The 12248-nt window shown below is 53.0% G+C and carries 8 protein-coding genes; 2 read left to right on the forward strand and 6 right to left on the reverse strand.

All coding sequences use genetic code 11. The features are described from left to right. Window positions 1-39: 39 nt before the first annotated feature. Window positions 40-510 (reverse strand): hypothetical protein, encoded by a 471-nt coding sequence (locus MRY86_RS16080; protein WP_293569906.1) that lies wholly within the window; start codon window positions 508-510, stop codon window positions 40-42. A gap of 372 nt (window positions 511-882) precedes the next feature. Here MRY86_RS16080 and MRY86_RS16085 point away from each other — a divergent pair, with 372 nt between their 5' ends. Next, window positions 883-4473, forward strand: a complete 3591-nt coding sequence (locus MRY86_RS16085; RefSeq protein ID WP_293569908.1) for a M12 family metallo-peptidase — start codon at window positions 883-885, stop codon at window positions 4471-4473. A gap of 61 nt (window positions 4474-4534) precedes the next feature. Here MRY86_RS16085 and MRY86_RS16090 read toward each other — a convergent pair whose 3' ends face one another. Beyond that, complete coding sequence (locus tag MRY86_RS16090; RefSeq protein WP_293569910.1) at window positions 4535-5227, reverse strand: lysoplasmalogenase; 693 nt, start codon at window positions 5225-5227, stop codon at window positions 4535-4537. 133 nt (window positions 5228-5360) lie between these two features. On the opposite strand from MRY86_RS16090, the gene MRY86_RS16095 reads away from it, so the two are divergent. Beyond that, on the forward strand, window positions 5361-6884 hold the full coding sequence (locus MRY86_RS16095) for a PKD domain-containing protein (RefSeq protein WP_293569912.1): 1524 nt from the start codon (window positions 5361-5363) through the stop codon (window positions 6882-6884). A gap of 25 nt (window positions 6885-6909) precedes the next feature. Here MRY86_RS16095 and MRY86_RS16100 read toward each other — a convergent pair whose 3' ends face one another. The 4 genes from MRY86_RS16100 to dinB all read right to left on the reverse strand — a co-directional run bounded on the left by MRY86_RS16100 (window position 6910) and on the right by dinB (window position 12234). Continuing rightward, complete coding sequence (locus MRY86_RS16100; RefSeq protein WP_293569914.1) at window positions 6910-8784, reverse strand: monovalent cation:proton antiporter-2 (CPA2) family protein; 1875 nt, start codon at window positions 8782-8784, stop codon at window positions 6910-6912. Beyond that, window positions 8781-9386, reverse strand: a complete 606-nt coding sequence (locus MRY86_RS16105; protein ID WP_293569916.1) for an NAD(P)H-dependent oxidoreductase — start codon at window positions 9384-9386, stop codon at window positions 8781-8783. The genes MRY86_RS16100 and MRY86_RS16105 overlap by 4 nt, the downstream gene beginning before the upstream one ends. 109 nt (window positions 9387-9495) lie before the next feature. Then, window positions 9496-11043 carry an ATP-binding protein gene (locus MRY86_RS16110; RefSeq protein WP_293569918.1) on the reverse strand — a complete coding sequence of 516 codons (1548 nt, stop codon included), beginning with the start codon at window positions 11041-11043 and terminating at the stop codon, window positions 9496-9498. A gap of 51 nt (window positions 11044-11094) precedes the next feature. Next, a complete protein-coding gene (gene dinB / locus MRY86_RS16115; RefSeq protein WP_293569920.1) occupies window positions 11095-12234 on the reverse strand; it encodes a DNA polymerase IV in 1140 nt (379 codons plus the stop codon). Window positions 12235-12248 lie beyond the last annotated feature (14 nt).

Raw genomic sequence — 12248 nt, forward strand, 5'->3', positions numbered from 1 at the left:
GCAAAGCCCTCGTTTTACTTGCTGTAGAGCGGGGGCTTCCTATACCCGGGAAGAATCGCCCGGTTTCTTCCGTTCCAGTTTGATTTGCCCCAGCTTCCGTTCTACGGCAAACGGGGTAGGCGTAATCTCCTGCCAGAAACCATTGAGCGAAGACTCCCAGATGCTCCGCTTGAATTCAAACTGGTATTTACGGACATACTTGCCACCTTCCAGTACCTCAGGGTTGAGGTTGTCGATGCTGTATTCCCTGTCGGTCACTTCCCGCATGTAGATGGAGCGATCCTGGTACATCTTGCCAACCAGCTCCTGTGTGATCACGCTATCCTTAGTGACGTGGATATAAGACATCCCTTTGATGTAGCCTTTTTCAAGGGTAAGGTAGAGTTCGACCGGCAGCGTTTCTCCGGTGCTTTTCTCAATAATGGAACCCGTCCAGAGCCCTTCCAGTCCATTTTGGGCAGAGAGCGCACCCGCTGTGAGCAGCAGGCAGATTAAGATTTTGAATTTCATAGCTTGGTGTTCAAATCAATCAATCCGCTCAATATCGGTATAAATCTCCTGCTCTGCAAGGGCAAGAGGTCAAATGCCTTCTTAAATCAGACAAGACTGAAAAGCAGAAAATCTGTCAGATACTTTGCAAATGTTTATTTTTTGATATATTTGATTTTCAATAGAATGAATTTTTAAGTCCCCAGCACGCTTTTTGTTCCTTTCGCGTTTCCCTGGTTTTGCCATCTGTTCATTCGCAGGTTTGCGGGTGTGTACCGGAGGTTACCTGACACCAAAAGATCACCACTAAGAACAACCAAAGGATTTACCACTGCCTCACCGGGCAGGGTTGGTCATTCTTTTCCCAAAACTTAACATTAATTCAAAATTAGTATGAAAAAACTATTGACATTACTATTGACTGCAAGCACCCTGTTGCTATTTGCTCAATCTCAGCAACGGCCAGTTATCCCATTGGATTTGATTGAGTCCTATCAAGCTGAAAAAGCTGCTTTCCGGGATTACGCTCCCTTTAATGCTGCACCTGAACTGAAAGCCCGTGTTACGGAGCTCGATGCTTCCGTTACGGATTTCCAGGTACTCACATTTAATGCCTCTTTTCTGGAGGAGATCAAGGCAAGCAGCCCGGAGACGATGACGCTTCTGCTACCTGATGCCGGGCAAGGCGAACCATTGGAATTGTTAATCGCGCAGGCGCCTATCTTTACCTCTGATTTTAAACTGACCCTGGGCTCTGGCCGCGAAGTGACCGATGTCCCCCTGGGCATGCACTACCGTGGGATCATCAAAGGCGATCCCGAATCAGTAGTCGCCCTTTCTGTGCTTGAAGGCGAGGTGATGGGGCTGATTGCTTCTGATGCTGGCAACTTGGTCTTAGGTAAGCTGCAGGGCGCTGGCTTTACTGATGGGGAGCACATCCTTTACAACGACCTTAATGTACTGCACGATCTGCCGTTCGAGTGCGGCACGCCCGATGACGGCATCGGCTACAAGCGCAAGGACCTGGTCTTCTCCGGAGATACCCGTGCTGTAGGCGATTGCATCCGTTTGTATATGGAGGTAGACCACGACATCCACAACGGAAAAGGCGGCGTTACCGGTGCGGCCAACTGGACGACCGGCCTTATGAATGAGGTCATTACCCTTTATGCGAACGAAAGCATCTCTGCTGTGGTCTCTCAGATCGTAGTCTGGGATGTGCCCAGCCCTTATTCCAGCACATCAAGCAGTGGTATGCTGAGTGATTTCCAGGCCAACCTGGGGTCTTTCAATGGCGACCTTGCCCAGCTGATCTCCTATCAGGCGAGCGGAGGTATTGCAGCTGGATTCTCTGGCCTTTGCAACCCCAATCCTGATAACAGCATGAGCTTCAGTAATGTAAACTCGACCTATGCCCAAGTGCCGACCTACTCCTGGTCTGTAATGGTGGTGACCCATGAATTTGGGCACCTTTGGGGCTCCCGCCACACCCACGCCTGTGTCTGGAATGGGAACAATACTGCAATTGATGGTTGCTCTGGCAGCACTGAGGGCACCTGCCCACTGCCTGGAAACCCTTCCGTTGGAGGTACAATTATGTCTTATTGCCACCTGCAAAGCGTGGGTATCAACTTCAATGAAGGTTTTGGCCCGCAGCCCGGTAATGTCATTCGTAACAGCGTCGCCAATGCCACCTGCACAGTAGCTTGTGGGCCCCCTTCCTGTGAAGACGGCATTCAGAACGGTAATGAAACCGGTGTAGACTGTGGTGGCCCGGACTGCCCGGCCTGCCCAACCTGCGACGACGGTATTCAGAATGGCGATGAGCTGGGGGTAGATTGCGGTGGCCCTGACTGCGCTCCCTGCCCTTGTAATGGGCAGGATGTCACGCTAACCATCAATTTGGATAACTATCCCGGCGAAACGACCTGGACCATAACCTCCAATGGGCTGACCTACGCTTCCGGTGGGCCATACAGCGGTGCGGGTTCGACCGTGGTTGAAGTGAATTGTCTTAATGACGGTTGCTACGAGTTTAACATTTTTGACTCCTACGGCGACGGCATCTGCTGCGGGTTTGGTAATGGCTCTTACGTTTTGGAGGACGCTTCGGGCACAGTACTGGCTTCCGGCGGTTCTTTCCAGTCATCCGAAACTACCCCATTTTGCCTAAGCTCCACCCCTACGCTTGCAGCCAGCATATCAGGCACTACCGATGTTTCCTGCGCTGGAGGAAGTGATGGAAGTGCCACTGCTACGGCCACTGATGGTGTATCCCCCTATTCCTACCAATGGAGCAATGGAGCTACCGGCGCTACGGCTTCCGGCCTTTCCGCGGGAAGCTACACCGTGACGGTAACTGATAGTGAAGGCAGCACGGCAACTGCAACAGCAACAATCAGCCAGCCTTCGGCAGTTAGTGTTTCTGCGAGTGGTACCGATGCCAGTTGCACCGGTGCCAGTGATGGTTCTGCGTCTGCGTCTGCTTCTGGCGGAACGGGTAGTTACACTTACAGCTGGAGTAACGGTGGCTCAGGATCTGCCATCTCCGGACTGGGCGCCGGGACTTACACCGTAACCGCAACGGATGCGAACGGTTGTACTGCGACCAATACCGTTACGATTGCTGCACCTGCGCCAGGCGATGCCTGCGATGATGGGAATGCCTGTACCGTGAACGATGTACTCGATGCCAATTGCAATTGCGCCGGTACATTCCAGGATAGCGATGGCGATGGCGTTTGCGACGCAGATGATGCCTGCCCCGGTTTTGACGATAGCGCGGATACCGATGGAGACGGTATTCCGGATGGATGCGACAGCAATAACTGTGTGACGGTATCCAATAGCTTCCCGACCAATCCTCTTACGCATAGCGGTCCGGGTTCAGGCTCCACTACGCTGGATTTTGGTAGTGTTCATGAAGACATTAGCTTCACCGTTTCCAATATCAACGATAAGCCAAACGGCAACCCAAATACCCGGTATACTGAGGTGGTCACCGTGACCTACGTAGATGGTAACGGCAGCACTCAGACCTTCGGCACCTTTAGCGGTGTGAATGTGAGCAGTGTGAATGTAAGCATTGCCGCAGCTACTTCTGTCACTGTCTCCCTCTCAGATGGTTACGACGGCAATGCCTCCAATACCATGAGTGTAGACTTGAGCACGGTGACCTCATGTGGTGCCGGCGGCCCTTGCCCGGACGATGATGGTGATGGCGTTTGTAATGCTGATGATGTTTGCCCTGGCTTTGATGACACGATCGATTCTGATGGCGATGGTATCCCTGACGGTTGTGATACCGGAGGAGGATGTACAACTGCTACGGACAACTTCCCAACCAATCCACTGACCCATAGTGGTCCTGGAAGTTCGTCTACTTCAGTGAACTTTGGAGCAGGCCATTTCGACGTGAGCTTTACCGTTTCCAATATTAACGACAAGCCGAATGGTAACCCAACGACCCGTTATACCGAAATCGTGACTGTAACCTACGTGGATGGCAATGGTACCACACAAACGTACGGTACCTTCAGCGGTGTAAGTGTAAGCAGCGTGGACGTTTCTATCCCAGGTGATGTATCCTCTGTAACCGTATCACTGGAGGATGGTTATGATGGCAATGCGTCCAACACGATGAGCGTTGACCTCAGCACCGTGACCTCTTGTGTGGCGAGTGCGATGGCGCCGCCTTCCAGTGGCCTGGCAGTAGGCGACCTTGATACGGGTAAAGCACTGAAGCTGTTCCCGAACCCCGCTCAGGATCTGTTGCAATACACCTTCGAACTGCCGAAAGCAGCACAGGTCAGTGCCATAGTCGTAGACCTGAACGGTAAGGTTGTTCTGCGTCAGCAGCAGCAATTAGACCGCGGGCAGCAACAGGCACAGATCAATGTAGCACAGTTGCCAGCCGGAGTATACACCTTCCATTTAGTGTGGGAAGGGGAGCGTAAGAGCAAGAAATTTGTAATTATGCGTTAAAAAATTAGGCTGTCAATTCATTAACCTCAGAATAGGGCGTCCTGGTGTACATCAGGGCGCCCTATCTCATTTCCGGACGTATCGCCGCCGCATTCCGCGCAATGAAATACTGCCCCAGGAGGTACGTACTCATAATCAGCACCCGCGCATTGGGCACCGGCTGCCCGAATTTATTTGCTGCAATCAGGCTGTCGGATAGCACAAAAAGCAGCACCCCAGCCATCAGTCCCAGAAAGTGCTCCCGGCTCAGCCGACCCCGCAGGTTGAAGGCGCCCATTGCCATGGTGACGATCGCAGCAGCATAGACGGCAACCGGCACTTTCATGCCCGCAGGTATACCTGCCCAGAGCATACCTAATATTCCCACGAGGTAGAGCAGAAATGGCAGGGCAAGCCAGGGCTTCTGCCGTATGTCCCCGGATTTTGCACCCGGATAAGTCCAGAAAGCGACCGCATAACACACCTGTGCGACGAGAAAGCTGCCCAGCCCAAACAGGAAAAACTGCTCAGCCCGGGGCCCGTACTCCACAAACATCAGCAGGGTATCCCCACCTATGGAAAAGATCAGCCCGGCCAGTACCAACCCACTGAATCGGCTGCCCATTGGCCGGCATTCCAGGTAAAACCAAAGCGACAAGACCGTCAGCAAAAGTGGTTTCACAGCCAGAATAACCGGTTCGGTAAGCGTATGCTCCCCGTAGATTTCTATCAGTGCAAGGGTCCAATAAAGGGGGATCAGGTAGCGTGGCATCATCGGCAAATTGAATTTGAAGGTAATTAAATGTAATTTTGGGGCTTTCAGCCGTTGGGGCAACGAAGAAGTGCTCCAACATCGCAACGAAGTACCAACGCTTCAAATATTGGAGAAAATTACCAAAAACTGAACTATGCAACTCAAGAGCTCCATCCTTCTCCCCCTCATTTGCCTCTTTTCTATCGGCACCACAGCACAGATTACCCTCACTGCCGATGATATACCCGCCTTTGGTGAAGTTTACGCCAATGCCGTGGATACCTTCTTGACAAGTGTTGATGTAGGCCCGGCCAGCGCTGATGCTCAAACCTGGTCATTTCTCAATTTTGATGCCGATGAAGTATTCACCAATACAGTCGTCATGCCTTCCGAAACACCGGCTGCTGATCTTTTCCCTGCAGCCACTTTCGCCTTTGAAGGCAGCAATGGCCTGTACAGCTTTGCTGAAGTTACCCCTGATGCCTTGTTTGCTGCAGGCGGGTCGGCACCCGGCCCGGACGGTACAATTTACACGGTAGCCTTCGAAAATCAACAGCAATTGCTTCCCCTGCCCACTACTTACGGAGCGGTATTTGAAGATGAATTTAGTTACCAGCTGGAAATTGATGGAGGAACTTTTGGCGCTGACTCGGTCCGCCTGATTGGCGGCGGTACCGTGGATGCCGAGGTAGATGCCTTTGGTGAAATTACCGTTCCGGCGGGTACCTTTGAAGTACTGAGACAACGTAGTGTCATTACCACAGCCGACTCTATTTACGTGAAAATCTTCGGCAGTTTCATCCTGATCGATGTGCTCGAAAACACGACCGTCTCTTATGAATGGTGGGGCGCAGACGGGGTAGGCACCGTGTGCAGTGTTGACTTTGACGTGGATGGCAACCCCATCTCCGCCACTTATCTTGCCGCTATTAATCCAAGTGACGAACCCCCGGTCGCCGATTTTTCCGCAGAGCTGCTCAGTGAGGGACAGGTACAGTTTACTGATGCTTCCACCAATATGCCCCTCAGCTGGTCCTGGGACTTTGGCGATGGCAACACGGGTACGGAGCAAAATCCGCTGCATACCTATAGCGCACCCGGTACTTATACCGTTTGCCTGACTACCACTAATCTGGGAGGCAGCGATGTCAGTTGCCAGGAAGTTGTGGTCATACTGCCACCCACCGCCAGTTTCACTTTTGAAGACCAGGGAGAAGGTACGCTTGTGTTCACCGATGCTTCCGCCAATAACCCCACCGAGTGGTTCTGGGACTTTAGTGATGGCAATAGCAGCGCGGTACAAAACCCAACCCACACCTACATGGCAAATAACACCTACAACGTCTGCCTGACCGCCATAAACAGTGCAGGCAGCGATATAAGCTGTACCGAGATATCCGTTGTGGTGGTCAGTGCCAACGACCTGGCAACCGTAGCTTTCGCCAATGCCTTCCCGTCCCCGGCAGCAGACTGGCTGCGGATTGACTTCGGAGCATGGCAGGGCCGGCCTGTTACCCTGACTGCCTTTGGGGTAAACGGCCAGCAAATTTTCAGCCGTAACCTGAAACAAACTCCGGCTTCTTTTGAAGTGGATGTGACGGAGTGGGCGGCTGGTACGTATTATCTCCGCATACAAGGTGAGGGACAGGTGCAGACGTTACCGGTGACAGTGCGGTAGGGTATTGGACGCCCGTTGTCCCCCCCTACTGCTTAGCCATACGCATCTGTTCGCTATCCCACAGGTGGTCGTCCTCAAGGAGGCCCCTTCGCCGGTCTTCTTCCAACAGCTTCTCCTGCGCGGCGATTTCCTGCCGGGCCTTGAAGATATAGGCTGCTTCATTGCGGGGCTGTGAAGCCAGCCTTCTGAGGCTTTCCTCATCTGAGCGGATGAACTGCTGAGCCTGCCGGTGCAGGGTGTACTTTCGGAAGCCCATTTCGCTCAGCACATCACTGGCTAGCTTAACGGAGGTATCCAAAGATTCCCGGTATACATTTTCCACGCCTATGTTCAGCAATTCATAGGCATCGTACCGATTTTGGGCGCGGACCATCAGTTTGACGTGCGGATATTTTTTCCTGACCTGCTTCACGAGGTCCGCCGTGACACCCGGGTTGCCGATAGTGGTGATCAGGATATCCGCCTCTGCGATCCCGGCCGATTCCAGCAAATCCATCCGGCTGGCATCTCCGTAGAACACCTTGAAGCCCATTTTTCGCAAAAAGTCGACCCGGTTGGAGTCAAAGTCCAGTACGGTAGGCTCTACGCCAAACGCCCGGAGAAACCGGCCAACCGTATTTCCGAAGTGCCCAAAGCCCACGATAATGACTTTGCTGTGCTTTTCCACCTCGTCCATGGGGCGTTCCACCGACTCTTTGGTGCCAAAACGCGGCAGAACAAGGCGTTCATTCAGCATAGCGAGTATGGGCGTAAGGGTCATGGATATGGCCGTAACCACTAGCATCATATCGGTTACCGCTCTGCCCAGAATTTCCAGTTGGAAGGCGAAAGAGAAGAGCACAAAGGCAAATTCTCCAATTTGTGCCAGGCTGACGGTCATGAGCAGCCGCTGGTCCAGTTTCATTTTGAAGGCCGCGCCCACGATGAACAGGACCAGGGCTTTCAAAAGGATGATTCCAATGACCAGCCCGCTGATCATCAACGGGTTTTCACTCACCACCACGAAGTTAATTGACGCCCCAACCGCCATGAAGAACAAGCCTAGCAGTAGGTCTTTGAAAGGCTCCAGCGTGCTTTCCAACTCATGCTTGAACTCGCTAGTTGCCAACACCACGCCGCCCAAAAAAGCGCCCAGTGCCGGGCTGAGCCCTGCCAGCTCCATTAAAAAGGAAATCGCCAGGACGATGAGCAGAGCAGAAGCGATCAGCAGCTCCCTTACCCCGGTTTTAGCCACTAGTCTCAACATAGGTACGAACAGATAACGCCCCGCAAGCACCACCAGCGCTACCGAGGAAATAATGACAAGCGTCTGTAGCCCCAGGGGTAGATTCTCCAGCAAGTTGATGCTCCCGTGGTGATCATCTGACTCTGCACCATGACTGGCCACCGAGAGCAAGGGCAGGGCACCCAACATGAAGATCACGATAATATCCTGAAACAGCAGTATAGAAAAAGAAGCAGCCCCGGCAGTGGTATTCATCAGCCCTTTCTCCTTTAGGGTTTGCAGGACAATAGCCGTGGAAGACAGTGCCACTGCCATGGAGATGGCTAAAGCGACTTTCCATTCATAACCCATCAGGATAAACATCAGGAAGGAAAGTCCCATGGTAACCACTACCTGTAGTCCGCCCATGCCCACAATGGTCTTCCGCATATTCCAGAAGTTCCGGGGCTCAATCTCCAGCCCGATCAGGAAGAGCATCATCACGACGCCAAACTCGGCAAAGTGGAGAATATCTTCCCCTTCTTCTCCTACAAAACCCAGCAGGAAAGGGCCGATTAGAATACCGGCGAGCAAATAGCCCAGCACGGCGCTCAGGCCAAACCGTTTGGCAATGGGAACACAAACGACTGCCCCGGCGAGAAAAACGATTGCTTGAAGAAGAATACTTCCGGTCATGACTGGCTGAGGTTGCTGAGTTCAGGAATATCGGTTTGGAAGACGCAGTTTTCCAGGCTTTGCAGGGATTTGCCTTCCTGCAGATAGTCGATGACCTGCCGGTACTGCCAGGCAAACTTTTCCAGGTCTTCTTGGGATAACCGGTGCGTGCCCATCACTGCAAATGGTGAAAGGTATTTCATCTGACAGAGCCTTGCTGTCTGCTCAAAGGGCCGCAGAAATTCATTGATAGAATAGAGGTTGCGCCCCTCTGAACAGTACACTTTGGCTGAGCCTCCTGTCGTGATGATTTGCAGGCATTGCTTGCCAGCAAGGGCATTGCCCTGTGGCCCGTACGCCCAGCCATATTCAAGCACCAGGTCAATCCATTGTTTCATGAGGGGCGGGCAGCTGTACCAATAGAACGGATGGTGCCAAACCACAACATCGTGTTGGGCAAGCAAATCCTTTTCATATGGAATATCAATATGGAAGTCGGGGTAGCGCTCATACAGGTCATGGAAAGTTACGCCCTCCATACCTTTTATGTTTTGGATGAGGGCTTTATTCGTCCTTGACTGCTCAAACCTGGGGTGAGCAAATAGGATGAGTACTTTTTTCATGGCACGGATTTATGGCAGCTAATGTGTCCCCGCCCGAAGCGGTTGATTAGGCTTTAAAAGTAGTAAATTAATCCATGCCTGAGAAGAGGTGCAGGCGCGGAGAGGGCCTTTATAGTTCCTCCACCACCCAGCCTCCGATTGCCCGCTGCGCTGCATCGAAGCTAACGCCAATGCCAAGCATGTGCTTCCCGCTGCTGCGAAAACGATCCGCGTACGCACGCTCCCGGATTTGAGCTACAGCCGCCTCAGCAGACTCCCCAAACTTGAACTCGAAAATATAGACGGTATCCGGAGTCTGCACAATGGCATCGGCACGGCCGCGGGAGGAGTGCGTTTCGCTATCCGCATAGATGCCCAGGTAGTTGAAAATGATATGTACTAAGCCGTGGTAGAGCCCTTCTGATTTTTTGTCAAACGTCTCGTAAGGCAAGCCCGCGAGCATGCTATCAAGGATTTGACGGACTTGCTCAAGATCGCCGGTATTAAAAGCCTGCCGCATATCCCGTATCGTACGGCCGGTATGCCGGTGGCCTTGCTCCGGTGCCAGTTCATCGATCAGAAATTGGTACATACTTTCCCGCACTTCTTTGTTGGGGTAGTCAAGCACGTACTCGCCCGTCATGACATCAACTGATTTGACCGTAAGGTAGCCAGCGTGAAAGAGCAGGGAAACCGGCGCTACATAATCCAGGTCAAACTGCTCAAACACGATACTGCTGACCTCCATGTTTTCCACGTCAAAAAGCTGCCGTTCCCGCATCTGCTCAATCAGGAAATTAGGGCTGCCTGTAGCAAACCAAAAGTTGGTAAACTGCTGCTTAGACAGAAAATTGAGTATGCCAAACGGGTTGTAAAGCCGGGCTTTGCCATCCCAGGAATAGCCATTGTACCAAATCCTCATATTCTCAAGGAGGGCCTTCATGGTAATGCCCAGCGTTTCCCGGGTAGCCTCCAGGTGATCTTCAAAGTAGTGTTCAAGCTCTTGCTGGGTGTAGCCGGTCAGGGTGGCGTAATTCCGGTCGAGCGTCAGGTCATTCAGGTTGTTGAGGTGAGAGAAGATAGACACTTTTGAAAACTTGGTGATGCCCGTAATAAACACCAGCCGCAGCTGCGTATCCGCACTCTTGATGATGCCGTAAAACTCCCGCAAAATATCGCGGTTGGCTTTCGCCTGCGCTATGCTTTCGGCGCTCAGGTAGTCGATGATGGGTTTGTCGTATTCGTCTATCAGTAGTACGACCTGCCCGTACTTTTCATGAGCGGCGGTGATCAGCTCATTGAACCGGGCTTTGTAGTTCGAGAGGCTAAGCTCCAGCCCCAATCTTTTCGCTTGTCCATCCAGAGCTCTTGACAAAGCGCTCTCCAGCCCTGACTGTTCGTAATCCATGGCGTCAAAGGAAAAGTGAAGCACCGGATGGCGCTGCTCCCAGTCCCAATGCGCTTCAATCCATAATCCTTCGAACAGGGCCTTGTTGCCCTCAAACAGCTCCTTAAGCGTAGATACCAGCAGCGATTTGCCAAAGCGGCGGGGCCGGGAGAGAAAGTAAGGCTTCCCCATCGTCACCATACGGTGCACCAGCTCCGTCTTGTCCACATAGACGTATCCGCCGTTGCGTATTTCGCTAAAGCTCTGTATGCCGATGGGCAGTTTTTTCATACTCGTAAAGATAGGCAAATTCAATCAAGCGCGGCAACAAGGAAATCGTATCTATCCGGCCCCTCTTCCCACCGCCCTCTTCCCAAACCGCTGCCGTATTCCATCCATCGCCGCCTGCAGGCGCTGCTCCTCCGCTGAGGCGTCAAAAAGGCTTAGTTGTGGGTGTCCGGGCACGAGCTTGCTGAAGCGCACGCCCAACAGGCGTACCAGTTGACGACGCTCATACAATTGTTCCAGCAACTCCTGCGCATGATGCAGCAGCGTGCTGTCGGAAGCTGTATAAGGCAGGCGGTGCTGCCGGGTGAAGGTATTGAAATCGGTATACCGCAGCTTCACGGTGATGCAGGCGGTCAGCCGCCCGGACTGCCGGAGCTCGAAAGCCAGCTGAGCTACCATCTGATTGAGGGTGGTGCGGAGGAATTCAACATTCGTCGTATCGGTCTGAAAGGTACGCTCTGTGGAGATAGACTGCCGTTCAGTATAAGGCACGACGGGCCGGTGGTCAATGCCGTGCGCTTTTTCCCACAATTGCCTGCCGGGCTTGCCAAATTCGCGCTGCAGTAACAACGGCGGCACCTGACTAAGCGCCTGCACTGTGCGTATGCCCATTTGGCTCAGCCGGTGGCAGGTCACCTGCCCCACCGCCGGCAAGCGGCGCACAGGCAGTGGGGCCAAAAACTGTTGCTCCCGGCCTGATTCCACCAGCTGTGCGCCGTTAGGCTTGCTTTCCCCTGCACCGACCTTCGAAACCAGCTTGTTAATCGACAAGCCAATGGACAAAGGCAGGCCGCTTTCGCGAATGACCTTCTGCCGCAGCTCCTGCGACCATTTCCAACAGCCAAAGTAGCGGTCCATACCGCTAATATCCAGGTAGAACTCATCAATGGAAGCCTTCTCCAGCACAGGAGCATCCTCTGCCAGTATCTCTGTAACCAGCCTGGAATGCTTCAGGTAGTTTTCCATATCGCCCCGCAGCACCGTCGCGTCCGGACAGCGCAGCAGTGCATGGCGTATAGGCATGCCGGAGCGGATACCAAAGCGCCGCGCTTCATAACTACAGCTTGCGACCACGCCCCGGCCGCTGCTGCCGCCAATGATTAGGGGTTTGCCCTGCAGTTCGCTGTTGTGCAGCTGCTCTACGGACACAAAAAAGGCATCGAGGTCCAGGTGCAGGATGGCTCGTTCAAACATGCTGTTTGGTTTTC

The sequence above is a fragment of the Phaeodactylibacter sp. genome, assembly GCF_022763345.1.
Lineage (GTDB): Bacteria > Bacteroidota > Bacteroidia > Chitinophagales > Saprospiraceae > Phaeodactylibacter.

Bases quoted from the DNA above. Each gene is read 5' to 3' on its own strand.
- MRY86_RS16080 (WP_293569906.1), bottom strand. From the start codon at position 510: ATGAAATTCAAAATCTTAATCTGCCTGCTGCTCACAGCGGGTGCGCTC.
- MRY86_RS16085 (WP_293569908.1), top strand. From the start codon at position 883: ATGAAAAAACTATTGACATTACTATTGACTGCAAGCACCCTGTTGCTA.
- MRY86_RS16090 (WP_293569910.1), bottom strand. From the start codon at position 5,227: ATGATGCCACGCTACCTGATCCCCCTTTATTGGACCCTTGCACTGATA.
- MRY86_RS16095 (WP_293569912.1), top strand. From the start codon at position 5,361: ATGCAACTCAAGAGCTCCATCCTTCTCCCCCTCATTTGCCTCTTTTCT.
- MRY86_RS16100 (WP_293569914.1), bottom strand. From the start codon at position 8,784: ATGACCGGAAGTATTCTTCTTCAAGCAATCGTTTTTCTCGCCGGGGCA.
- MRY86_RS16105 (WP_293569916.1), bottom strand. From the start codon at position 9,386: ATGAAAAAAGTACTCATCCTATTTGCTCACCCCAGGTTTGAGCAGTCA.
- MRY86_RS16110 (WP_293569918.1), bottom strand. From the start codon at position 11,043: ATGAAAAAACTGCCCATCGGCATACAGAGCTTTAGCGAAATACGCAAC.
- dinB (WP_293569920.1), bottom strand. From the start codon at position 12,234: ATGTTTGAACGAGCCATCCTGCACCTGGACCTCGATGCCTTTTTTGTG.